This window comes from Mycolicibacterium chlorophenolicum (assembly GCF_001044235.1).
Classification (GTDB): Bacteria; Actinomycetota; Actinomycetes; order Mycobacteriales; family Mycobacteriaceae; genus Mycobacterium; species Mycobacterium chlorophenolicum.
On the sequence record NZ_JYNL01000027.1, the window covers coordinates 1 to 23697 of the forward strand.

At 63.4% G+C, this 23697-nt stretch carries 24 protein-coding genes and 2 pseudogenes; 14 read left to right on the plus strand and 12 right to left on the minus strand.

Annotation, left to right across the window (positions count from 1 at the left end; translation table 11 throughout):
* Positions 1-798 (plus strand): HAD family hydrolase (locus tag MCHLDSM_RS14605; RefSeq protein WP_053082991.1); only part of this gene is annotated, 798 nt, incomplete at its 5' end.
* Positions 795-1979: a TerD family protein gene (locus MCHLDSM_RS14610; RefSeq protein WP_048470757.1), complete on the plus strand. Its 1185-nt coding sequence runs from the start codon at positions 795-797 to the stop codon at positions 1977-1979. The genes MCHLDSM_RS14605 and MCHLDSM_RS14610, both read left to right, overlap by 4 nt.
* Positions 1980-2015: 36 nt before the next feature.
* Here MCHLDSM_RS14610 and MCHLDSM_RS36060 read toward each other — a convergent pair whose 3' ends face one another.
* The 4 genes from MCHLDSM_RS36060 to MCHLDSM_RS14625 form a co-directional block, all read right to left on the minus strand.
* Positions 2016-3077, minus strand: a complete 1062-nt coding sequence (locus MCHLDSM_RS36060; protein ID WP_082168885.1) for a GmrSD restriction endonuclease domain-containing protein — start codon at positions 3075-3077, stop codon at positions 2016-2018.
* 278 nt (positions 3078-3355) lie between these two features.
* Complete coding sequence (locus tag MCHLDSM_RS36065; protein ID WP_082168886.1) at positions 3356-4183, minus strand: abortive infection family protein; 828 nt, start codon at positions 4181-4183, stop codon at positions 3356-3358.
* Entirely contained in the window at positions 4180-4779 is a 600-nt protein-coding gene (locus tag MCHLDSM_RS14620; RefSeq protein WP_048470758.1) for a recombinase family protein, read from the minus strand. Before MCHLDSM_RS14620 ends, MCHLDSM_RS36065 begins: the two co-directional genes overlap by 4 nt.
* 504 nt (positions 4780-5283) lie before the next feature.
* Positions 5284-5835, minus strand: a complete 552-nt coding sequence (locus MCHLDSM_RS14625; protein ID WP_048470759.1) for a hypothetical protein — start codon at positions 5833-5835, stop codon at positions 5284-5286.
* Between the two features lie 313 nt (positions 5836-6148).
* Here MCHLDSM_RS14625 and MCHLDSM_RS14630 point away from each other — a divergent pair, with 313 nt between their 5' ends.
* Both MCHLDSM_RS14630 and MCHLDSM_RS37745 read left to right on the plus strand, forming a co-directional pair.
* Positions 6149-6871, plus strand: coding sequence for a ParA family protein (locus tag MCHLDSM_RS14630; protein WP_048470760.1), 723 nt, complete (start codon positions 6149-6151; stop codon positions 6869-6871).
* Positions 6864-7292, plus strand: a complete 429-nt coding sequence (locus MCHLDSM_RS37745; protein ID WP_070943126.1) for a hypothetical protein — start codon at positions 6864-6866, stop codon at positions 7290-7292. The genes MCHLDSM_RS14630 and MCHLDSM_RS37745 overlap by 8 nt, the downstream gene beginning before the upstream one ends.
* Positions 7293-7486: 194 nt before the next feature.
* Here the strand turns inward: MCHLDSM_RS37745 and MCHLDSM_RS14640 are convergent, their stop codons facing one another.
* Positions 7487-7723 (minus strand): hypothetical protein, encoded by a 237-nt coding sequence (locus MCHLDSM_RS14640; RefSeq protein ID WP_048470762.1) that lies wholly within the window; start codon positions 7721-7723, stop codon positions 7487-7489.
* A 72-nt stretch (positions 7724-7795) separates the two neighbouring features.
* Between MCHLDSM_RS14640 and MCHLDSM_RS14645 the strand changes: the two genes are divergently transcribed.
* Positions 7796-8116 carry a hypothetical protein gene (locus tag MCHLDSM_RS14645; RefSeq protein ID WP_048470763.1) on the plus strand — a complete coding sequence of 107 codons (321 nt, stop codon included), beginning with the start codon at positions 7796-7798 and terminating at the stop codon, positions 8114-8116.
* Between the two features lie 22 nt (positions 8117-8138).
* On the opposite strand, the gene MCHLDSM_RS14650 is transcribed toward MCHLDSM_RS14645, so the two are convergent.
* Positions 8139-8522 (minus strand): hypothetical protein, encoded by a 384-nt coding sequence (locus MCHLDSM_RS14650; protein WP_234713981.1) that lies wholly within the window; start codon positions 8520-8522, stop codon positions 8139-8141.
* A gap of 90 nt (positions 8523-8612) precedes the next feature.
* Between MCHLDSM_RS14650 and MCHLDSM_RS38125 the strand changes: the two genes are divergently transcribed.
* The 4 genes from MCHLDSM_RS38125 (at position 8613) to MCHLDSM_RS14670 (ending at position 14343) form a co-directional block, all read left to right on the plus strand.
* Positions 8613-8810, plus strand: coding sequence for a hypothetical protein (locus MCHLDSM_RS38125; RefSeq protein WP_048470764.1), 198 nt, complete (start codon positions 8613-8615; stop codon positions 8808-8810).
* A 433-nt stretch (positions 8811-9243) separates the two neighbouring features.
* Entirely contained in the window at positions 9244-10305 is a 1062-nt protein-coding gene (locus MCHLDSM_RS14660; RefSeq protein ID WP_234713982.1) for a rep protein, read from the plus strand.
* Positions 10306-10623: 318 nt separating this feature from the next.
* Entirely contained in the window at positions 10624-13539 is a 2916-nt protein-coding gene (gene mobF, locus MCHLDSM_RS14665; protein ID WP_048470765.1) for a MobF family relaxase, read from the plus strand.
* Positions 13540-13887: 348 nt separating this feature from the next.
* Positions 13888-14343, plus strand: a complete 456-nt coding sequence (locus MCHLDSM_RS14670) for a tellurite resistance TerB family protein (protein WP_046364872.1) — start codon at positions 13888-13890, stop codon at positions 14341-14343.
* Between the two features lie 77 nt (positions 14344-14420).
* Here MCHLDSM_RS14670 and MCHLDSM_RS14675 read toward each other — a convergent pair whose 3' ends face one another.
* The 6 genes and pseudogenes from MCHLDSM_RS14675 to MCHLDSM_RS14695 form a co-directional block, all read right to left on the minus strand.
* On the minus strand, positions 14421-15185 hold the full coding sequence (locus tag MCHLDSM_RS14675) for a hypothetical protein (RefSeq protein ID WP_048470766.1): 765 nt from the start codon (positions 15183-15185) through the stop codon (positions 14421-14423).
* 108 nt (positions 15186-15293) lie between these two features.
* Positions 15294-15464 (minus strand): annotated as a pseudogene (locus MCHLDSM_RS40410) (DUF4236 domain-containing protein); the annotation flags it as partial.
* Positions 15454-16080: a TerD family protein gene (locus MCHLDSM_RS14680; protein ID WP_082730653.1), complete on the minus strand. Its 627-nt coding sequence runs from the start codon at positions 16078-16080 to the stop codon at positions 15454-15456. The pseudogene MCHLDSM_RS40410 and the gene MCHLDSM_RS14680, both read right to left, overlap by 11 nt.
* 37 nt (positions 16081-16117) lie before the next feature.
* Complete coding sequence (locus MCHLDSM_RS14685; protein ID WP_048470767.1) at positions 16118-16792, minus strand: TerD family protein; 675 nt, start codon at positions 16790-16792, stop codon at positions 16118-16120.
* A gap of 62 nt (positions 16793-16854) precedes the next feature.
* A complete protein-coding gene (locus tag MCHLDSM_RS14690) occupies positions 16855-18000 on the minus strand; it encodes a DUF475 domain-containing protein (protein WP_046364876.1) in 1146 nt (381 codons plus the stop codon).
* Between the two features lie 79 nt (positions 18001-18079).
* Positions 18080-18655 (minus strand): TerD family protein, encoded by a 576-nt coding sequence (locus MCHLDSM_RS14695; RefSeq protein WP_048470768.1) that lies wholly within the window; start codon positions 18653-18655, stop codon positions 18080-18082.
* Between the two features lie 133 nt (positions 18656-18788).
* On the opposite strand from MCHLDSM_RS14695, the gene MCHLDSM_RS37750 reads away from it, so the two are divergent.
* The 5 genes and pseudogenes from MCHLDSM_RS37750 to MCHLDSM_RS14720 all read left to right on the plus strand — a co-directional run.
* Positions 18789-19973 carry a hypothetical protein gene (locus tag MCHLDSM_RS37750; RefSeq protein WP_131722643.1) on the plus strand — a complete coding sequence of 395 codons (1185 nt, stop codon included), beginning with the start codon at positions 18789-18791 and terminating at the stop codon, positions 19971-19973.
* Positions 19970-21157: an HpcH/HpaI aldolase/citrate lyase family protein gene (locus tag MCHLDSM_RS14705; RefSeq protein ID WP_372516231.1), complete on the plus strand. Its 1188-nt coding sequence runs from the start codon at positions 19970-19972 to the stop codon at positions 21155-21157. The genes MCHLDSM_RS37750 and MCHLDSM_RS14705 overlap by 4 nt, the downstream gene beginning before the upstream one ends.
* The gene (locus MCHLDSM_RS14710; RefSeq protein WP_048470769.1) at positions 21154-22410 is read left to right on the plus strand and encodes a phosphoribosyltransferase family protein; all 1257 of its coding nucleotides are present in this window, start codon (positions 21154-21156) and stop codon (positions 22408-22410) included. The genes MCHLDSM_RS14705 and MCHLDSM_RS14710 overlap by 4 nt, the downstream gene beginning before the upstream one ends.
* Positions 22407-23519 carry a cysteine protease StiP family protein gene (locus tag MCHLDSM_RS14715; protein ID WP_048470770.1) on the plus strand — a complete coding sequence of 371 codons (1113 nt, stop codon included), beginning with the start codon at positions 22407-22409 and terminating at the stop codon, positions 23517-23519. Before MCHLDSM_RS14710 ends, MCHLDSM_RS14715 begins: the two co-directional genes overlap by 4 nt.
* Positions 23516-23697 (plus strand): annotated as a pseudogene (locus MCHLDSM_RS14720) (HAD family hydrolase); the annotation flags it as partial. The gene MCHLDSM_RS14715 and the pseudogene MCHLDSM_RS14720, both read left to right, overlap by 4 nt.

Genomic DNA, 23697 nt, shown 5'->3' on the forward strand with positions numbered 1-23697 from the left:
CCCGAGGCATGTGTCGAAATCTACGACGGCGCAGCCATCTCCTTCATGACCGACACCGCAATGCACGCTTTAACCGACTTCGCCGCGCAGCACATCGTGGTGCCGGCCACCACACGAACTGTGGCACAGTACCGCCGCCTTTCTCTTCCTGGAGGCCCGTACCCCTTCGCGGTAACCAGCAACGGCGGCTCAATACTGATCGATGGGGAACCCGACGACCGGTGGAACTCGACGGTTCGAGCACGGATTCGAGCCGACGGACCTGGGATCGACGTCATCGCTGCAGCGATGCGTGAACAGACCAGCGACGAATGGGTAAAAACCTTCAAGATGGCCGAAGAGTTGTTCTGCTACCTCGTCATTGACGAGGCCCGGCTACCCGCCGACTTCATGGCAACATGGGCGTCATGGTGTACGCCGCGCGGTTGGCGGGTCTCCCGGCAGGGGCGCAAGATCTACACCGTGCCCCATAGCCTGTGCAAATCACGGGCTGTGGCCGAGATTCGCCACCGCCTCACCGAGTCCGGCCAACTCCACACCGACGCACCATTATTCGCCGCCGGTGATGGCGCTCTCGACGCCGAACTGCTGAGCTACGCCGATGCCTCCATCCGACCGGCTCACGGTGAGCTCCACTCTCTGGGCTGGACATCTGAGCGCACCACGGTGACCAAGGCCAGCGGCGCCTCGGCAGCCGACGAGATCGTGGCGTGGCTGCACCAGAGCGCCGAGCATACGAGATTTCCACCGTTGAAGAAAGCACCACATCAGTCCCCTATAACGAAAGGAACTGCGTGAGTACGCAACTGAGTAAAGGGCAGAATGGGCCGGTGACCGCTGCCGACCTGGTGGCGTCAGTACAGCTCGCGGCGCCGGCTGACCTGTCGGCTCTGCTGGTGACCGACAACGGGAACGTACGCACGGACGCAGACTTTGTGTTCTTTAATCAGCCCACTGGCCCCGGGGTGAGACTGGTTGCCGGGGCCACCGGCCAACCCGCCAGCCTCGCAGTCGCACTCAACGCCGTCCCCACTGACATTGCCCGAGTCCGCGTGGTCATCACACTTGATGATCCGAACTCTACCTTTGGAGCGACAGCCGCACCCGTAGCCCGGGTATCCGACACCACCGGCCACATCCTTTACGAGTACCGCATCGACGGTCTCACCAGCGAATCGATCGTCATTGCGCTCGAGCTTTATCGCCGCAACGGAGCCTGGAAGGTGCGGGCCGTCGGCCAAGGCTACGCCGGCGGATTCGCTGCTCTGGTAACCGACCACGGTGTCAGCGTCGATGATGCCCCGGCACCACCACCACCTCCCCCGCCGGCAGGACGCCCGACATTACCTCCGCCACCGCCGGCTTCCTCACCGCCGACCGGTGGTGAAATCAGTCTGGTCAAAGGTCGAACCGTGAACCTCGCCAAGGGGCAACGTGTTTCTTTGCGCAAGGACGGCGGTGTCGCCCTGACACGAGTTCGTATGGGGTTGGGATGGGATCCGCTCAAACGCGGCATTTTCGGGGGCCGGGCGTCGAACATCGATCTCGACGCTTCAGCAGTGCTGTTCACCGGTCAGGAGCTGATCGACATCTGCTATTTCCGGCAGCTGAAGTCCAAAGACGGATCAATCAAGCATCACGGAGACAACCTCACCGGCGAGGGTGACGGGGATGACGAGACCATCTCCGTCGATTTGAGCCGAGTCCCCACTCACATCACCTCAGTGCTGTTCATTGTGACGTCCTACCGTGGCCACACCTTCGATCAACTCAGCAACGCATTCTGTCGCCTCGTCGATGCGACGTCGAAGGCTGAACTGGCTCGCTATACCTTGCAAGGCAGCGGCATGCGCTATACCGGCATGGTGATGGCCAAGATCTTCCGGTTGGGCGGCGAGTGGAAGTTACAAGCAATCGGGGAGGGAATGCAGGCCAAGCACCCCGGGCAAGCCGCTCCGCAACTCTCACGGTTCCTGTGAACAAAACCATGCGGTAAGGGGTTGTCCCTCAATGGATTAACCTTCGCACGCCACGCCGTCGCCGTCGCCGTCAAGTCCCGTTCGATACCCTGGTTGACCGGCGTACAACGGTGCTGCGCCCGCCGCTTTGGCGGCGCGGCAGTTGGGGTAGTACGCCGCAGAAACGTCCACCGGTGGTAGCGGAGTTTCCAGCGGAAGTGAAGGCGCCAGCGGGGATTCCGGCAACGGCTCAGGCTGGGTGATCGGCGTAAACGGCTCCGTCTCTACCGGTGTTGTTTCCGAGGATGTTTCTTCAGACGGCATGTCAAAATCGGATGCACCGCAGCTCGAAAGAACTTGGACGATAGCGTCGCGCTCGGCCTGCGTTACCCAAATTGCGTACACCGACTTGACTTTCACAATTCGGGCGACGTAGGAACAGCGATACGACTTGTCCGGTGGTAACCATGTGGCCGCGTCTCCGTCGCCCTTCTGCTGATTGAGATTGCCCACTGTGGCCTGCAGATTTAGAGGGTCGTTGGCGAAGTTACGGCGTGTGACCTCATCCCAGTTCTGCGCACCTTTCTGCCAGCTATCAGACAGGGCCACGATGTGGTCAATTTGAACATCGGCCGAGGTGTCCGCGCCCCGCTCGAACGCGATAGTCGCGCCCGAGTAAGGATCGTGAAGTATCCCGCTGACGATTGCACAGTCATTGGAGCCAGGCTTGAACACAATGTCTACAAGGTCGCGCCGCAAAATGTCATTGCGAGTGTCACATCCGTTTCGGCCCCCCTCCACGGTTACATCATCAGTCCACGCGTCACCGAAAAGCGCCCGGTCGTAACCTGTCTTGGGCGCACGTCCCTTGATGGGCAACCGGCTCAGCTCGGCCAGCGCGTCTGTTCTGCGATCGCCGCTGGGTGGCGAGGTGTCGACGGTCGTTGATGGAAGCGCGCTTTGAAGATTCGACGGCAAGGAACTGGGCGTCAATGTTGGCGGTAGCGTCGAGGTAATTTCGGCGTCAGCTACCTGATTACGCTCCGCAGTGCCGCATCCCGTCAGTATTGCGACAGTAACCGTTAAAAATATCGCCCCCAACATATTTCGTGCCGTCATTAACACTCCGACGCTTCCCGCTTTCTGTGCTCTGGCTTCGCTAGCAGCAATGCTCAGAAAAGACTAGCGGAGCCCGTCGGCGCAATTTGATCGCCACCTGCCGAGGCTTTCTCCAACCGCACAGTCTGGTCGCCGCATCATGATCTGTTGCACGCGTCGCGTGACCGCAGCATTGCCGCGATTCACGAACCGCCCATCAATAAGGCAACGGCGAGCGGTTTAATCTGGGCGTCGCGCGGCGTATCTAAAATGACGGTTCTAGACACAGGTGGCGCGCCTCAGCCGCCGTCGAGTTTGTCGAGCAGCGCTCCTGCGACGAGTGCGGTTGCGCGAGCGACGAGGCGGGCTTCGGCTGCGCTCAACTCGGTGGTCTTGCGTGGTGGTCCAGGTCGTCCGTGGCCGGTGCCGGCGTCGTTTCGGAGTCGATTGACTGCGGTGGCCAGCAGGAACAGGCATTGATGCACTGCACGGTGCGGGTCGGGATCGAGCTTCGGCAGCTCCGTGGGGGTGGCCATGCCGATAGCGGTAAAAGCACTGGTCAACGTGACCGGGAAGTTGCCCGACACCGGGTAGTCACCCAGGAGTTCTGTCAGAACGTGGCGGGCGGCGGCTTCGTCGAGTTCCTTTCCCGTGCCTACCTGTAGAGGTGCGTCGTCGGGGCTGGAGTTGATTCTGTCGACGTAGCTGCGCAGCGTCACTGTGAGTTCTGTGCCGCTGAGATTGTCGATGACGGTCGGCCGTGTGGACCCGTCGGGTTCGAGAGTGAAGCCGAGCGGAGCGAAGGCCTGGACGAGCTGGGTCACTCTCCCACTGCCGGCATAGCTCTCGCTGTCAGGGTTGAAGCCCCCGTGAGCCCGACACTGCGCCACAAGTTCTCGGGCCAAGGGCAGCCCCGCAGTCGCGTTGTGTGCTGCCGGTGAGGCGAAGACATGTCGGATTCGCTTCATCTTGCCCAGGTGGGACCCGTTCGATGTTCTTCCCTCCGGTGCCGGGTCGAGATGACCGAGGCCGTGGCGGGCGAATGCATCGCGGAGCTGCTGGTGTGAAGGGCTGCCTGAGATATCGAAGAAGGGGCCAAGGGCCGCGCCCAGCTCGGTCAGATTCATAACGGCTGCCTCGACTCCAGCGCTGGGTCGTTCACGGGCGCGGAGAGGTACCGGTATGCCGTCGCTCGGCTGATGCCGAACGCTTTAGCGAGTTCGTGAACGGGTTCTCCGGTCTCAGCGAGACGACGGAGCTGTTGCTGCCGCTCAAGGGTCAGTTTGGCGGGCTTGGTGGCCGGTAGGCGGCGCGCTCGCCTGGAGTCACGAGAAGCAGCGCGGCGCTCGCGGCCGAGTTCGAGTTCCAGTTCGGCCAGGGTGGCCATGATCGCGGCCACCGCGCGGCCTGTCGGTGTGCTGGTATCTATGCCTTCGCGTAAGGCGCGCAACAGGATTCGGCGTTCACCGAGTTCGGCAATGGTGCGCGTAACTTCGGCGACGGAACGCCCGAGACGATCGATGGCGGTGACGACCACGGTGTCACCTTCGCGGGCGTAGTGCAGCAGGGCCGCCAAGCCCGGCCGGTCAGTGTTCACCGCACCAGAAAGCTTGTCGGTGAAAACCTGGCCGGACTCGACACCCTGGGAGGCGAGCGCGGCGAGCTGTCCATCGAGGTCTTGGCCCGCGGTGCTCACCCGCGCATACCCAAGGATCGTTGTCACGCCACCACCGTCTCATTGCCCTCCGACATTGAAGATCTGAGACACGCGGTGTGAGACAGGAAATGAGACAGCGCGACCTGGGGCTACCCGGTGACGGTGATGCGCCCCGAGGGTGTCTCTTTTCTCTAGAAATGAGAATGGCGCCTGCGCGCGCAGTGGGTGTCAGGTCAGACGCTTGCGACGGCGTGGATCTGTCTCGGTGCGAATCGTGACGAGAGCGCGTCGAGCGCCTCCGCGGCGGTGTTAAGCGCCTTGGTGGCCTCTTCGAACTGTTTTTGTGCGGCGTTTCTTCATGCCATCTACGGTACGAGCAACAGCAGACACGAGGTCAATGCCTGTTCTCGCTAACCCCTAGAAAAGCGCGAGCCACAGGCCTCGTCGTCCGGCGAGTAATCCTGCGGCTCACTTCCAAACCCACCTCGATGGGATGGCTACGCGGCCAGTCTACGGCCACGGCCAAGTGTTCCGCAACGAACCCGATGTATTCAGGTCCCCTCCACACCGTCAGATCGTGTGAAGTTCGACGGCACTTCCAAGCATGTCGAGATAGGTCCGGTTACCGATGCGGGCCTGGACCACGGCCCCGCACACGATGTCCGCGGCCCACAGCGCCGGCTCGTGACGGCCTATGGAGTGCTCGATCCGTACCGTCGCTTCGACAACTTTGCGTGACCGCAATTTCTGCAGCATGTCGAGGTCGCTGGCGTCGAGCTGGCCGCGAGATTCGAAGGTGATCGTCGAGCACGGCATCAACGCCAAGTGCGGCAGAAGAAACTCCATGCACTTTCGCCGATGTCGACGGTCATCAGCGTCTTTGTCGACGTGAACCACGACGAACCCGGTGACTGGAAGGCCGGCCACGGCGGCGACCAACTCGACACGGCGCTCAGCGCTGCTGCCGTGCCAATGCAGCTTCGTTTCTCCGATACGCAGAGCGTCTAGCGTCTTGCGCATCTCCGCAACATCATCGTTATCGCACAACGTCGCAGCCAGCAGATACGCGCCAGGATCGAGGTCTGGACGCGACCCGGATTCATCGGCCCAAGCGGTCAGCATGCGCAGACCTTCGTCACAGTCCCGAACGGGACGATTGCGGCGTACATCCGGATCAGATCCTTTCCTGCGCGGGTCTCGGCACCCGTCATTAATTCTTGTTCGGGTGCATGCAGGTCTACAGGGACGGGGTGCACGCGTCCCTCCTCGACGGCGCGAGCCGCGCTTTGGGCGGAGCCGAGCAACGGAACCCCTGGGGGCTGCGCAGCGCGCGTACCGCCGGGTTTCCGCATCTAACGCTTTAACGTTGTAAAACTAAAACATTAAAACGCTGTAGAACTTAAGCGTTAAAGAGTTACAGCGCTATAATTCCAGAGTGACAACCAACATTGCTGTCTGCCACTCCCGCAAGGGTGGAGTGGGCAAGTCTTTCCTGGCCTACGAACTGGCCTATCTACTTGATGCGGTTCTCGTCGATCTCGAACACGACGGGGGAGGCGTGACAGCCAAGTGGGGGTATCGCCCCCAAGATCACCCACGATCACGACTTCTCGATGCACTGGAAGCGGGTGATTCCGCGCCGCGACCGCTGCGCGGATTCAAGAAACCCGACCTCATCCCCGGCCATCCTGACCTCTATGACCACCAGCCCGACGCCAACACCATGGCCGATGCCCTCACAAAATGGGCATCCGAATGGGACAAACCGTGGATCGTGGTCGACACCCATCCCGGCGCCAGCCCAGCGGCCCACGGCGCACTGGCTGTGGCCAACATCGTGCTGGCTCCGACCGCGCTACGCACCGCTGAACTCGACGCCACCGCCGAGTTGGTCAATGAGGCGGCCGACTACCCGCTCGTCATCGTGCCCAACTTCGTCCCCACAACACCGCCGGCCGCCGAGATTCAGCGACTGCGCACCATCATCGCCGACACACCCGTGCAGGTCGCTCCACCGATACCGACCGCACTGCACGTAGGGACACGAAAGAAGCGCATCGCCATCACCGCCGAAGCGCCACCTGCGAAGTCGCTACAGAAAGTCGCGGCCGCACTCACCGACCTCAGTACCTTCGTAAAGGAGTACGTCAATGGCTGACGGACTCGACTCGCTAACCGCCATGCGCTCGAAGTCGACCACATCGCGCCGAACTATCCCGCCGCCGCGACACCAACCGCGTCGCACGCCGGTCGACATGCCCGCCGCACCATCGCCAGCGACCACATCCGAACCGCCCAAGGCACAGCCTGCCGCCCCCGCCCCAACAGCAGCGACCCCGCCGGCCTCCGGCACCGATCTCACGAAAGTGTCGATCTACCTCGACGACACCACGGACGCCTCCCTCGAGACCGTGCGCGCAGCGGCCCGCGCGACCAAGCCACGCGTCGATGCCACCCGCAGTGCCGTCGTTCGACTGGCGCTCAACCGGCTCGCCGAACAGCTCACCCCCGCCGAAATCGTCGCTGAGCTGCAACGCAGCGCCGCAGCCCATAACGGCCCCGGCCGCAAACGCGCCTAACAACGCTCTAGCGTTATAGCGCTATAACGCTAGAGCGTTTCAACTACGCACTCACTTCCTCGGCCTCGATTCTGGCGAAACGGTGGGCGGTGGCAGTCAAGGCCGTTCCGCCGCTGCGCGGTCGACCACGGTCGAGCCCTGACAGCCACCACCCACCGCGCAACGGGGCCACTACGAGGAAGCGGCCAAAAAGGTCACTTGGGGGAGTGAAGCGCAATCAGGACTGCGGCACGCCCGGCCCGGTCCAAGAACTCGTTCAGCGCCGCATCCACAATGTCGGTGACCGCATACCCGCGGTCCTTCAGCACCTCAATGCGCTGCTGGGTGCCTGGCCGCGGCCGCACATAGATGTTCAGCGCCACGTTTTGCCGCCGCTTACGTAGCGGCAACGAGCCGCCGACTTCGGCCGCGCCGCGCAAGTAGCGTCTCACTCCTGGACATGCTGGTCGGACGGTGCCGTTATGCCCCGCTCGTCGTCGGTACAGCCGCCTAAAGTGACCCACGTGAACGCGCCCGCGACGCCGCCCAAGCCAGGCTCTCCTGAGCACTGGCACGCATGGCTGCAGCAATACGGCGGTGACTACACCACCGACGCCGAGCGCCGTGCGGCCTACGACGACTTCCAAACGAACCTGGACACCTTGCAGGCCGTCTTTTCCCAATCCGATGACATGCACACCGCCGGCTATCTCGAAGCCCACGAGCGGGTAGCCAGCGGCGACGCAGACGGTCCCGACGACGCCGAGACGTGGGTTCCAGCCAACCTCAACGGCTATGCGCGCGCGGACTGGCTCGAAGGCTTCCGCTCGCACTTCGAGCTATAGACCCCCGTCCGGGCTGGATCGTTCAGTGCTGACCGGCCACACCACGTGGTGCGGCGCGCAGAGGCGGACCGTGGTCGAAGACAGCTTCAGCCATCAGCTCTGCACTCTTACTGGCGATCAGCTCGTTCAAGTCGTACTGCACTTCGCTGCAGGCTTCATCGAGCAGAACCTGCTGTGCCGAGGCGATCACCGTGGTCTTATCAGCGCCGCTGACCTGTGATCGGGCCGCCCAGTCGCTCACCCGATCGCCAATCGAGTCCAACTCCGAGAGCACTATGCCTGCCGCCTCGCTGGCGTACTCCTCGATGAACGCTGACCGCGCCTCGGCCGGCCACCACGCTGGGATCGGCAACCGTGCCGCGTACACCGCTGCGATGGCCGCCTCCAGTTCCAGCGAATCGATCACAACCCGAACGGTAGCCGTTGTGAAAGGAGAGACGGGATGTGCGCGTGTCGGTACCAGGTACGTAAGTCTTTCTGCGTAAGGATCGGGTGCATGGCCCAACCGCACAAAGGTCAGCGGGAGCAGATCAAGGTCCGCGCCGACGCATCCGTGTATGTCCGACTGCGCGAGATGGCCGCCGAACGCGGCACAAGCGTCAGTCAGCTTTCTGCCGATCTGCTCGCTATTGCGGTCGGGCGGCCCGAAGCTGTCCGTGAACTCGACAAGGAGGTTCTGCCGCTGGCGATGTGACCACCCCGCCAGGGCCTCAAAAATCTTGCTTGGACAAGTAGAGGACTCGGCAGATGTGACATCTGAATAGCTGGTGTGCGGATTACCCGCTGACATGACGAAGGCCTCGCGTTAGCGAGGCCCTTGTCGAGGTTTTGAACCGAGTTGGTAGCTCGGTTCTGGGTCCGCACCCAACTCCCCGAAGGGATCTGTCTTGGCCGACAGCTCTCACGGTAGCGCACGCCTGCCTGGCTTACCAGATAAGCCGCGCACCCAGTGTGCAAATCGTGACCTCATCAGAGCCCGATCACATCGGGCAAGCAGTACGTTGCCGACACCGCTCGGCTTAGCTGTAGCTCCTGCCGCTCCCAGCCCGCATGTGGTGCGCGCGCTGGCGAACGAACGCCGACGCGAGTGGGTGCAGCGCGCCGGGGCCTGTGCCCCCCGTGCGCCGATGTGGACCAGTCGCGCTGGCTGGCTCGACGGTCTGCGCCAATGGGCGCAGTCACCGGCGCTTGGCCAGCTGTGCGCCGAGGAACGCGTGTCGATGACCGCGGCCACGCTGTTGTCGGTAGCCGCGGTGATGGCCGAGCACGCCGACCACGCCACCGGCCGCCACGTCGCCGTCACACGCGCGACAATCGCCGACAGGGTGGGTTGTGACGTGCGTACAGTGACCGCCGCCTGGCGGGTCCTGCGAGCCTCTCAGTGGGCCGTCGAGGCGCAACGTGGCCACGGCTCGACAAACACCCCCAGCGTCGGCCGGCGCCCCTCGGTGTACCACCTGGTGCCGCGCCGTGAAGCCCGTCCCGTGACCCGTCCAGTTGTGCATGATTTCCACCTACCGCCGTCAGGCGGTGTTAGTTCTTCTTCTCCCGTAAGGAGTTACTCACCAAGCGAGCGCGCAAGCGCACCCGCCCACAGAATCCCCGACAAACAACGACAAACACGGCTGTGGCGCAGCACCGCGCGCCCGCTGGCCATCCAGCGCCTTGCCGCTGGACTCGTCGCGATCACGCACGGCCTGGACCGCGCCCACATCGGCACCATCTGCGACGCACTCACCGCCGCCGGCATCGACCCCAACGTGTGGTCAGCCCGCGCGGTCAACGACAAGCTCAACGCCGACATGCGCGCCCGAGGAGCGACCTGGCCCGACCACATCACCAACCCTGGCGCGTTCCTGCACAGCCGATTACGACGGCTGTCCTGGTCACCCCTCGAGGCCCCGACAAAGGCCGGCGGCTCCGCGGCCCTCAGCATCGATCAGACGCCGCGACCGGCAGTGCTCACCGAGGCGTCGCAAGCACGGATCGCTGCGGCCCAAGAAGAGATCCGCCGCGTGCTCACCAACAGCGCTCAACGCACCCGCAGCGGGCACACCAGCCGCACGCCCAACGCACGGTCAGAGACACCGCGACGGCATGCCGCTGGAGGCACGGCACAACGGCGCGAGGAGTGCACCGTTAGTCGCCTGGTCGACAACGTGCCTGGTGGTCGCGAAACGGTGCGCTGACATTCGGGCGAAACGCCAAAAATTCAGCGTCTCCAAACACCTCATCTTTGTTGTTTCCTGCTCACCTTTTTGCACTGCCTCAGCTTCTTTTACGCGCGCTCCGCCTGCCATCTTCACCCACTCAACCCATTCCCAGCCGCCACTCCCCACCCCAGCCCAGGGCGTACCCCACCCTGCCATTCTTCAAAACCAAAAGCTTCGTATGGCACATTTGCACAAGTTTGTGCGATGCTGGTGGTGCGGTTCGGTTTGAGCGCTCGTGCTTCGTGCGTATCGGGTGGTCCGGCTGCATTTTCGAGCAGGGTGTGGGGTGGTGTTGTGTTGACGATTGCGAAGTTGTCGCGGTGGTCGGTGAACTATTACAACGACACCGCCCGGGCGGTCGGGCAGGCCGTCAAAGACGCTCAGTCTGCCGGCGGTGGGTTGGCGGAGTATTACGCCGAACGCGACACTCGCACCCCGGTGTGGACGTGTGCCGGGGACACCGGTGCGGCCGCGGAGCTGGTGGGTTTAGCGGACGGTTCGCGGGCGGGTGGAGATGCCGATCCCGACGTCGTGGCGCGCTGGCTCGATGAGGGTGTGGCGCCCTCGGGGGAGTGCGGCCGGGCGCACGGATCCGGTGGGGTGCATGGCTTTGATTTGACGTTCTGCGCCCCGAAATCGGTGTCGCTGGTGCGCGCGTTCGGCGGCGACGTCGCCGACAAAGCGGTCGCCGCGGCGCACGCCACCGCGATCGCTGAAGCGCTCGAATATTTGGCTGCGCATGCCGGATATACGCGGGTGCACAACCCGATAACCGGTGAAAAAGACCTTCAGAAATTGCCGGGGTTGGTCGCCGCGGCGTATCAGCACGAGACCTCGCGGGCGGGGGATCCGCATCTGCACACTCACGTGCTGGTCCCGAACCGTCAGGCCCGCCGTGATGGTCGGTTGGTGTCGTTGGATGGCACGTCGTTGTTCCATGAAGCTCGCGCGGCGGGCATCATCTACCAGGCCACGCTGCGTTATGAACTGCACCGTTTGGCGGGTGTGGAGTGGGGTCCGGTGGATCTGCGGACCGGGATGGCCGAGATCGCCGGCGTTGATCCGAAAAATCTTGCGGCGTGGTCGACGCGTTCGACCCAACTGCGGGAGTGGGCGGCCAACAATCTGACCGTGATTGACCCCGCCGAGGGGCTTTCGCAAGCGCAGTTGGCGGCCGCGCAGAAGGCCACCCGACCGCACAAACCTGAGCAGCTGGCGTGGTCGGAGTTGCGGGCCGGGTGGCTGGCAGACGGCAGGGGTTTCGGGATTGACCGGGCCGCGCAACGGGAGGCGCGTAGTGCCCGTGAACGTGCCGCCTCGAGAGCGGGGGTGCGTGTTGAGCGCACCGGTGTGGCGGTCGATCGGCGGGCGGTGGCGGCGATGGCCGCGCGGGCGGACAAGGCGGCGTTGACGCGCGCGGATCTGGTCGAGGTGATCGGCGCTCAACTCCCCGTGTTGACCGACGATGGCGCAGCCGCGGCGGCCGGCGGCGGATCGATCACCGGGGCGGGTGTGCGGATGCCTCGGCAGGTCATCGAGGAGTGCGTTGATGCGGTCGGGATGCGGCTGTCCGGGCCGCGGTTGGCCCATCAACGCGAAGGCTCGGAACGCTTCACCGTGGACCGGATTCTCGCTGAGGAAGCGGCGGTGCTCGACCTCGTCGACGCCCGCGATTCGCGGGCCGCGGTGTGGGTGCGCGATCACCGCGATCTGCAGGCCACGCCGTGGTCGGCGGGAGGGGCGGCGTTGTCTGATGAGCAGGCTCGGGTGGTGCGCAACATCGCCATCAGCCCGTGGTTGGTGCAGCCGTTGAGCGCGCCGGCCGGCGCCGGTAAGACCACTTCGCTGCGCACCCTGCGCCGCGTCGCGAAGACACGCCACAGTGCGCGGGTGATCGTCATGGCGCCGACCGGCAAGGCCGTCGATGTCGCCCTGGGCGAGGGCGCTGGGGACACCGGGTACACCATCGCCTCGGCCCTGCAGCAGCTCGCCGAGGGCAGTCTGTCGCTGACGCATCACGACCTCGTGGTGGTCGATGAGGCCGGGATGGTCGGTACCGATGACTTGCGCCGTTTGTTGAGCGCCACCACCGCGGCGGGCGCCAAAACCGTGCTGGTGGGCGACGCCCACCAATTGGCCCCGGTCAAGGCGCGCGGCGGGATGTTCGCCCAACTGTGCGAGGATCTGCCCTGGACCCAGCGGCTGACCGAGGTATGGCGGATGCGCGACCCGGCCGAGCGCAGCGCCTCATTGGCGCTGCGTGACGGTGGGCCGGCACCGGTGCGCCGCGCGGTGGGCTGGTACCGCGACCACGATCGGCTGCACACCGGAGACCCCATCGCGATGGCCGCCGACGCGTTCGAGGCATGGCGCACTGACCACGCCGCCGGCATCGACAGCCTGCTGGTGGCCGACACCGTGGAGATGACCGACGCCCTGAATCGGCGCATCCACGACGACGTCACCGCCGCGGACGAGCCGACAGTCCCTGCGGCACGCGGCCAGCAGGTCGCTCGTGGCGAGGTGATCATCACCCGCCGCAACGATCCCGCCATCGAGGTGTACGACGCCCACGACGTGAAACAGCGGCTCACCGAGGCGCCGGTGCGCAACGGGCAACGCTGGCAGGTCATCGGTGTCGACCCCGACCACCAGCGCATCGCCGCCCGCCGTATCGGCGACGGCGCGCGGGCAGTATTCGCCGGCGCCTACCTGACCGAACACGTCACCCACGGTTACGCGGTCACCGTGCACTCAGCCCAAGGCGTCACCGCCGAAACCACGCACGCGATGCTCGGGGAGAACGCCAGCCGCAACCTGCTCTACGTCGCCATGACCCGCGGCCGTGCAGCCAATTACGCCTACCTCTACCAACGCACCACCGGGGAAGCCGACCATCAGCACGCCACCCCCGAGACGGGAGTGCACGTCGCCCACCGCGGCACCAGTGCGCAGGCCGCCCGACTGGTGCGCGAGGTGATCGGGCGCGACGAACCCGCCCGCACCGCCCACCAGAGCGCCGCCGACACTCCCGCCGAGCTGCTGCCTGACCGCGTTGCGAGTCTGCTCGCCCGCCGCGACCGAAATGTTCTGCAACGCCGCACCGTGCACCAAAAGACTCACCGCGCCCTCGACGACCGCGCCCGCGGTGCCGATCGCTCCCGCGAGCAGCAAAGACACCGCGACCAGGGATACGACCTCAGCCTCTAGGCTGGGTCGAACCCCCAGGGAGGTTCGCAGATGCTGTTGTCCAACAATGGGATTCGGGTTGTTACCTGTGCGGAACGCATTGCTGCGGGCTGGGGTCGGGACTATCACCACACGGCGCTTACCGCAGCCATCGCCGACCTCTACAGCGATCTGATCACGTCCCCAGCTCTATGGCCTGCACATCGTCGCGACCTTTTCACCAGTGATGCCGCCAAAAACAGTCTGAGCATGCCATTATTTTCGGTCCTATCAGCAGCCAGGACTTGACTTGGTGGAAACGGTTATGCCGGAATCGGACGGCGTGGCGGTTCGCTACGCTGTGGGCAACCGACAACTTGAGGAACGGTAATGGGATTCTGGGATCAATTGCGGGCGAGGACATCCGAGTTAAACGATCAGCTGCAGGTGAAGACTGCCCAGTTCAAGAACAAAGAGTTCGCTAACGGAGCAATGGCGATGTGCGCGCTGGTCGCCGCCGCCGATGGGTCGATTGATCCTACGGAACGACAGAAGACGGCGGCTTTGATTATGAGTAACCAATCGCTGTCAGTCTTCGATGCCGACGACCTGCGGCAGAAGTTCGATTGGTTCTGTGACAAGCTCAACGGCGATTTTGATTTCGGCAAAGTCGAGGCCACGGCCACGATAGGGAAGTTGAAGTCGAAACCGGAGCAGGCGCGGGCAGTCGTTCAGATCGGCATCATCATTGGCGGTGCGGACGGATCATTCGATCAGTACGAGAAGGCCGCTGTGAAAGACGTGTGTTTTGCCGTTGGTATCGACCCGTCGGAATTCGACCTCTAACTATCTAGACGCTAACAAACAATCACGGCTTGAAGCTTCAGTCATGCCCACCGGGTGAACATTTCGCTGAACTTTGTCTAGCCCAGGGCCGCCAGTGCCTCTCGGAGCCCCGGGTAGGTCGGATCTTCTGCCAGGATCTTTTCCAGACCCTTGCGGGCGGCCGCCTTGCGGCGCTGGACGAGATCGACCTGCACCCGTTCCAGGAGGGCTCGATGGCGCACAGCAGCCGCCCTACTGCGAACCCGAAGTGCCTGTGCGAAGCTCTCGCGGGCGGCGTCATGAAAACCCTGGTGTGCGAATGCTCGACCGCGTAGTGCCAGTAGCAGAGCGGTCGCGTCGTCATCGTTGCCAACACCATTCGTGAGGTCGATAACTTCTTGATGTCGGTCCGCGCAGCTATACAGTTCCCCCAGAGACAATGCGGCATGTGCGGTAGGCCGAGCCCGTTCAACGGTCCAGATGGCTATATCAAGGTCGCCGGCACGTTGGTGAAGTTCGGCTGCAGCCAGCAGGACCACATCGTCATGCAGGTGCAACTCAGCGGTCACCCCGGGAACAATTTCTACCGGCCAAGTTCGGTCGAAAAGGTACGTGGTGGTGAAGTGTCGGATTGGGTCGGTGATGGATTGGACCGCGGCCCAACCGAGAAGCGTGCGCGCGCGTTCTTGTGCTGCTTCGTCGCCGTCGCCGAACTCAAAGTGCAACAAGCCTTCCAGCGTCGCCGCTATGACTCGGACGTGAGGTGAGCTGCGGGCATGCTTACGGGAGATGTTGGGGAAGTCCCCGGGGATCGTGGAGGTCAGGATCGCGAACAGGTCTTTTTCCCATGACGGTGCGAACATCCCCGGTGCCGGCGATCGAGGCGTGGGTGGCGCGGCCGGCGGATTCTGGTTGCGGCTGTGAGGACGTGAGCTTCCGGGTCGAAGTGTGGATTGGTGTGACAGCCCGGTCCCCGGGATCGACAGAGTGCGGCTGACTCGGCCGTTGGCGTGACGGGTGACCCGCATGCCTTTCCCGCCGACCGAGTAACCCAGTCCGCGGGAACTGACATTGAGGCGCACACCAGGAACGACCTTGATGGACTTGCTCAACCTAAAACCCATCGTGGCCTCAGATTTCATAGCCGGCGGGGACCGGCGGGTTGTTCCAGTCCACGGCTGGTGTCGGGGTTTGGGATGGGTCCGTTGGGTTGGGCGTGGACGGCGATTCGTCGTCGACCGTGACACCGAAATCTCTTGCTAGGCCCGCGAGTCCGTCGTGATAACCCTGCCCCACCGCGCGTGCCTTCCACCCCCCGCGCCGATAAATCTCGAACGCTACGGCTGCTGTCTCCACGGTGAGGTCGATCATCGTGAATGTCGCTAGCGACGTACCGCCGGCATCGAGGATGGTTGCAGTCACAGCACCAAGCTCGACTAAGCGATGTCCGCTGTCGACGCTCAAAACAACCGCGATAGCGTCGATGTCGGCGGCTGCGGCTACGTCGGCGAGGTTGATTGCAATTCTGTCTTCGAATCCGTCACCGGCGTGGCGCTTGCCGAGATACTTTACCGACCCGTCGACTGACTCGGCCTGGTTGTAGAAGATGAAATCGTCGTCAGTGCGCACTTGTCTGCCGCGCAGAAGCAGTGCTGAGAGGTCGGCGTCGACATCACCGAAAGATGACCATCGACAACGGATTTCGGCAACAGAGGCCAAGATGGGCATGTTCTCGCCTTTGCGCAGCGCAATACCCACGGCCCGTTCCTTCCGGTGGTGCACGCTAACCGAGTGGTTACTTTCTGCCTGCAGACCAGCGCATGCCCCACCGGTAGGCCTTGTCGAGGTCGGACTGACTGCCGTTGATGTACTTGACTTCTCGGGTGACGTCGATTCCTGCACCGGTGTTCGTCAGCAAAGCGATGGCGCAGATCCGTGCGTTGTTGTTCGTTGAATCCAGCTTTACCTCAACCTGTGGCCCGGCCGTCGGGAACAGCGTGACCACACCATCGACAGCGGCCCAGTTGGGGGCGCCCTCGTAGATCATCGCGAAGATCAGAATTCGCTTGAACGCCTGCGGCTGCGACAGGTCGATGTGCATGTTTTCGCCGCCGACGGCGCTACCGGTGCGATCATCTCCGTCGAGCTGAATGTGCGGCGCACCATGCAACGATCCGAAGGCGTTACCGAGTGCCTGAACCACACCTTTGTCGCCGTTGGACAGCTCGTAGAGACATCCCAAGTCGAGGTCGACGCCACCGCTGGCGCCGCCGGCCAGCTTGGCGAGAAAACCTGCTTTCTGCTGACCCCGCGACCAGTTCAGGTTGACCCGCATGGCCCCTTGCTGTTGTCCGGGCTTGGTGAGACTCACGGTGGGGGCCTGTTTGGTCAGACTGACCTTGCTGAGATTCACCCCGCCCGGTGTGGGTCCAGCGGCTGCGGAAGGGCGCCGGGTGTAGTCAATTGCCATGAGACTCCTCGGTGATTGCCGCGCTGTCAGTTCGCGTGTACGCGCAGCCTATTTCGGACAGGTCAACTTATCGGCGAAAGTGTCTGGTTGCGTTCGTCGGCTGCGATACGGCGGTTGCGGAGCACGCTGGAAATGAGGGCGGCGGCAATGAGAACGACACCGACCAATCCAGTAAGGACTTCATTGACATGGACACCCAACGACACAAGCAGAATTACAGCCAGCGCACCAATAGCCCAGTGCGCACCGTGCTCGAGGTACACATACTCGGCCAGAGTTCCCTTGCGCACAAAGAATATGGTGATAGAGCGGACGAACATCGCTCCGATGAAGCCCAGGCCGAGAGCGATGATGATGGGATCGCTCGTGATCGCGAACGCGCCGATCACCCCGTCGAACGAGAACGATGCGTCGAGAACTTCGAGGTAGAGGAACAGGAAAAAGCCGGCCTTGCCCGTCGCGGTAGCCAACTGGGTGGGTCCAGAGTTCCCTGTCCGCGGTGCCTCGCCGGCATCTTCGGCGAGGGCCTCTTCACGCAGCTCGTCGTCGTCGATTTCGAACATGGAGCCCAAACCGTTGACGACGATATAGGTGATCAACCCCAAGGCGCCTGCAACCATCACTGTGGCACGGTGCGCATCGTCGGCGAGAAGCTCAGCGGCGAGCACGAGGGCCAGCAGCGCGACCACAACAGCGAGCTGGTCGAGCTTTCCGGCGCGACCCAAGGGGCGTTCCAGCCAAGCCAGCCAGTGAATGTCACGCTCGGCGAAGATGAAGTTGAGGAACAGCAACATCAAGAACATGCCGCCGAATGCAGCAATCTGCGGGTGTGCTGCGGTTAACGCTGTTTCATAACTTGGAGAGCCATCGGGGAAGTACGCCTCGCCGTCGGCCGGCGGGTCGAGCGCAACGTCGAGCGCCCGCACCGGATCCAGGCCAGCAGTCACCCAGACGACGGCGAGTGGGAAGACTAGCCGCATCCCGAAAACCGCGATCAGGATGCCAACGGTGAGGAACATCTTCTGCCAGAATTCGCTCATCCGCCGCAAAACAGTAGCGTTGATAACTGCGTTGTCGAAGGACAGTGAAATCTCGAAGACGCCCAGTATTGCGCAGAGGATGAACGCTTCGACGCCACCGTAAAGGTAGGCAATGATCAACGACACCACCGTGACGACGATCGAGAGTCCGAAGGTGCGAATAACCACCGAAACCAAGTTTCCTTACTAAAGTTGGGCACGCCCGCCGAGAAAGTATCGGCGGGCGCGTCAAATGCTCTGTGCTGCTTTAGACGTTGACGCCGTAGTCGCGGGCGATTCCGGACAGCCCAGAGGCATACCCCTGGCCAACAGCGCGGAACTTCCATTCGGCGCCATTCCGGTACAGCTCACCGAACACCATGGCGGTCTCCGTTGAGGCGTCCTCGGAGAGGTCGTAGCGGGCCAGTTCGGTGCCGTTAGCGCGATCCACCACGCGGATGAACGCGTTCTGTACCTGGCCAAAGGATTGGCTGCGGCTTTCAGCTTCGTAGATCGACACCGGGAAGAAGATGTTGGTGATGTTGGGCGGAGTGGCGGCCAGGTCGACGTTGATGGCCTCATCGTCGCCGTCGCCCTGCCCGGTCAGGTTGTCACCGGTGTGTTCGATGGCTCCTTCAGGGCTCCGCAGATTATTGAAGAAAATGAAGTGCTGGTCGGAGAGCACCTTCTTGTTTTCACCGCAGGCGATGGCGCTGGCGTCGAGATCGAAGTCCGTTCCAGTGGTGCTGCGAACATCCCAGCCGAGACCTACGGTCACCGCAGTCAGGTTAGGTGCCTGCTTGGTCAGCGAAACGTTGCCGCCCTTGGTCAGACTGACGCCCATCGAGAACTACCTTTCAGTAAGAACCGCGCTACCCCGGTGCGCGCAGTGACGACACATACCGTAGTGCATCAAGCGTTGCTGCCTTAGCAAAACCTGTGAGGGTTCCCCACGCCCTCCTGGTTACGATGCCTTGGTGTCCGGTCGCTGGCTCAGGCTCACCCGCCGCCCGCGCACCGAAACGCGCCCACCGGACGTAGCGGCCACGCTCACTACCGCTTTCCTTGACCTCGACCACCGTCAGGGAATTGCCCAGGCTGCCGTCGCCGCGGCCGCCGCGCTGCATCCAGCCTCATCAATCCCGGAGGAATGGGAGTCGGTGGCACAACATTGCTACTCCGCCATGGCCGCCTACCTTCCACTGACCGCGGCAAACGGAGAGCCCACACAGCCGGCCGCGCAAGTTGCCAGGCACCTGGCCGAGGCGGCAGCAGCAGTCGACGCGTTCTACTCGCGTCACCGTTACATCCTGGACAACGCGATTGGCGCGGTGAGCGCGGCCGCTGCGGCCGCCGCCGCCGCTACCACAGCAGCCCGCGCCGCTGACGAGCGCCTGGCTGGCATTGACGCTCCGTGGCGCGACTACCCGTCTGTCCACGCGGCCCACCTGCTGATGCAGTCAGCAACAGCCGAGCTGTCAGCGGCGCGCAACCGCTCTGATCTGATCGCGACTCAAAACAGCAGTGAGCAACTCCGCACCGCGGCCGCAGCGCTCAATGACGTCCTCGACCTGGCCCCAGGCCGCGCCGAGGAAGCGCGCAGGGCAGTCACCTCTGTGCGAACTCGCCTCGAAGCACTCAAGACCCGCACCGAAGGCATCAGCGCCGCAGTATCAACCCTGCTACGAGAATTTCATGCCGATAGTTCTGCCGACCTGCTTGGCAATGAACACAGGTGCCGTGTCGACCTCAATCGGGCAGAGGGCCTCCTGCAGCAGGCCGAGACGGCAGCGCGCGACGGCGATCCCGAAACGGCGCTGAACCTGGTTGGGATGGCACGAACCGTTCTTGCTACCGCCGCCGAGCATGTCGACGCGCCGGCGCAACGACTGGCGTTGTTGCGCAGCGTGCGCAGCGACCCACAGCAGGACGAACAGCGTGCACGTTTCCGTCTGCGCGACGCCCAGCGGCTCGCTGTCGATCGAGGCGCGCAGGCCCAGTGGGGCGCCGCACTCGACGCTCAGGCGTTGCGCATCGACCGCATCGTGGCCACCCTCAGCGGCCGGCATCCCGACTATTGGCGATACCACTTCGAACTCAACGATGTGGCACAGTTCGTCGCAGGAATCGTTGCTCGCATCCGACAGGAGTCCGCACGGTGACCGACGGCGAGGTCGCCACAACCCTGGGTATCCAACACTTCCAACACCTGAATGCTTCACAACAGGCTCAGCTGTTCTGGAAGCCACCTGAGGTGATCTCGCTGCACGACGAACCACGCCTGATCGCGACCGCCCTGGGCGCAACCCTCTACATCCCCGCCGACCGTCCCGATCTCGCCGCCACGGTCACACGCCGCGCCAGCGAGGGCATCTGTTCGATGGTGCTTGACCTCGAAGACGCCGTTGACGATATGCACGCCGACGCCGCGATGCATAACGTCGTGACTGCTCTCGACGAGCTGGCCGCCGATCCACTCGCCACCATGGTGTTCGTGCGTGTCCGTAGCTACGACTGCATCCCCCAAATCGCCGACAGACTTACAGTCGGAGCGCATGCTCTAGCTGGGTTCGTCATTCCGAAATTTGAAGCGGACACCGGCGCACGGTATCTCCGCCAAACTGAGGACGCCGCGTCCGCGTTGTCACGTCACCTGTACTGCATGCCGGTGTTGGAATCTGAGCGCATCCTGTTCCAGGAGACCCGTGACGCCGAACTTACCGCCCTGGTCGACCTGTTGGACGAGCACCGCCAAACCGTGCTCGCAGTTCGTGTCGGCGCCACCGATATGTGCGGGTCGCTGGGAATCCGACGGGATCGCGATCACACAATCTACGACGTCAAGGTGGTCGCCGACGTCCTCGCCGCCATTATCAACCGGTTTGGCCGTCCCGACGGGACCGGATTCGTGGTTACCGCACCAGTGTGGGAATACTTCGCCGACCACGAACGACTCTTCCGACCGTTGTTGCGCGCCACCCCATTTCGCGACCACGACGCAGTGCGGTTCCGCGACATGCTGGTCAGTCGGGATTTGGATGGCCTGCTACGCGAAATTAGCCTCGACCGAGCTAACGGACTGCTCGGTAAGACCATTATTCACCCCACCCACGCCGCCCCCGTGCATGCGCTATCGGTCGTCACTCACGAAGAGTTCCGCGACGCTTCCGATATCGCCGCATCAGACACCGGTGGCGTGAGCCGGTCGCATTACCGCAATAAGATGAACGAGTCGCGGCCACACCGTGTTTGGGCCCACCAAGTGTTGCAACGTGCCCGCGTGTTCGGGGTGGCCAACGACGGCGTGACATTCGTCGACTTCTTGACAGCATTGGCCGGTCGATGACCTCAACCGACCACGAATCCTGGGCAACCCAGACCTTCGGGCTACGCGTGCGCCACCGTTCCGGCACACCGTTGTTGACCGAGCTAGTCGCCCCCGGATTGCGACGCAACCCCCGGCGGGCGCACCTGCTGGTGTCGTCGGTGCTCGGCAAACACATCGCCGCCGACCCGCGTGACGTGATTGCTGCCGGCCACCAACTCGGGCGTGCCGTTGCCAGCCTGGGCCTCGGGGATGTCGACGTGCTGGGCATGGCCGAAACTGCGACCAGTCTCGGTCACTGCGTCGCCGACAACCTCGACGCGGCCATGTACCTGCACACCACCCGACGTCACGCACCGCCAAATATGATCTACGCCGAGTTTCAGGAGGGTCACTCGCACGCCACCGACCACACACTGCAACCCAGCAGCGCGGACCTTTTCGCTCAACCGCGACCCATCGTGCTTGTCGATGACGAGATTTCCACCGGAAACACCGCGTTTGCGACAGTCGCTGCACTGCAACAGCTCCAGCACCGCGCCCATTATGTCGTCGCTTCACTTGTCGATGTCCGCAACGACACACACCGGCACGACGCCGCCGCCGTCAGCAACAAACTGCGCACCTCGGTGCACTTCGTCAGCCTGGCTCAAGGCGACGTCGATCAGCCGGCCGGGCTCATCGACGCCGTGTGCGCACTGAACCCACCAGTGTTGAACACCCCCTCAGACCGCCCCCCCAGCACACCGAGTCGATTAACGCTGCCGTGGCCGGCCCACGTACCCGAAGGAGGGCGGCACGGCTTCCTGCGCCAGGACCGCCCAGAGTTCGAAGAGGCCGTACTTTGGGCCTCGGAACACCTGCACTCATACCTGGACCCCAGCCGCCCAGTACTACTGGTCGGGCACGAAGAGCTCATGTATCTGCCCCTCAGGCTTGCCGATCAACTGGCTCGACACGGCTTCAACACCCGTTTCCAATCGACCACTCGATCACCGGCCTACGTGCACAACCACCCTGAGTATCCGCTGGGAACCGGATGGACATTCCCCGCCAGCGAGCCCGGCGAGACCTCGGCCCGGTTCCTCTACAACGGATGGCAAGCGCCGCCGCACGTGCGGGTACAACTCGTGCTGCTCGTCGACCGCATCGCCGCCAGCGGCGATCTCACTGTCGGCGAGGTTCTCGCAGCCTCCGGCTACGACGTCATCATCGCCGAAGTCGACGGCCCGGACGCCACCACGCTCGCCGAGATCCGCGGGCGCCAGCAGTGAAACAACCCCTCACCGGCCCGACATTTGGAACTTACGCTGCCCACGAAGTCGGATGGCTCCTCACCGACCTATCCGATATGAGGCTCGAAGCGGCGACCGCTGACCGAGAGCGCGAAATTCAAAGCGGCCGCGCCCATTACGCGGAATCGTTGCCAATCGAGTATCAGCCTGATTCCGTCTACCTGGACCTGTTCGACAGTGTGCTACGCGAAACCGCGAATCGGCTCGCGGTCGCGGTCGGCTACCTCACTGAACTCGTCCTGGCCGAACGCGGGACAGACATCGCCCTGGTATCGCTGGCCCGCGCGGGGACCCCGATCGGCATTCTCATGCGCCGCTGGGCGGCCTCTCAACACAGGCTGACGCTACCTCACTACGCCGTGTCGATTGTTCGAGGACGAGGCATCGACACCTGCGCGCTGCGCTACCTGAGCACACACCACGATCCAGCCCGAGTCGTGTTCGTCGACGGATGGACCGGCAAGGGAGCCATCACCCGGGAACTGTCAGACGCGATAACCGAACATGCTCACCGCACGGAGATCGTCTTCAATCCCGACCTCGCCGTGTTGGCCGATCCCGGCCACTGCGTCCGAACATTCGGCACCCGCGATGACTTTCTGATTGCCTCAGCCTGCTTGAATTCCACTGTGTCAGGCCTTGTCTCGCGCACGGTACTCAACCCCCGCGTCATTGGGCCCACCGATTTCCACGGAGCGAAGTTCTACCGCGATCTGCGCCCGGCCGACATGTCCAACGTGTTTCTCGATACTGTCAGCGCCCAGTTCGAGACTGCGGAAACCCAAGTCCGCCGAATGCGCGACACTGGGAATGATCAACACCGCGAACCCACCTGGTCGGGCCTGACCACAGTGCAGCGGATTCAGCAGCAGTACGGGATCACCACCAGCAACTTTGTCAAGCCGGGCATTGGGGAAACCACTCGTGTGCTGCTGCGCAGACTCCCGTGGCGCATCGTGGTACGGGATCCCGACGCCCCGGAACATCGTCACATCAGGTTGCTCGCCGAAGCGCGAAACGTCCCCGTCGTCGTCGACCCCGACCTCGCGTACGCCTGCGTGGGCCTGATCAAGGAGATCGCCGAGTGAAGGCCTCTGCCCTGATCGCCAGCGACCTAGATCGCACCCTCATCTATTCCCACCGCTTCTTCGCCACCACTCCCCCACCCGAGGCATGTGTCGAAATCTACGACGGCGCAGCCATCTCCTTCATGACCGACACCGCAATGCACGCTTTAACCGACTTCGCCGCGCAGCACATCGTGGT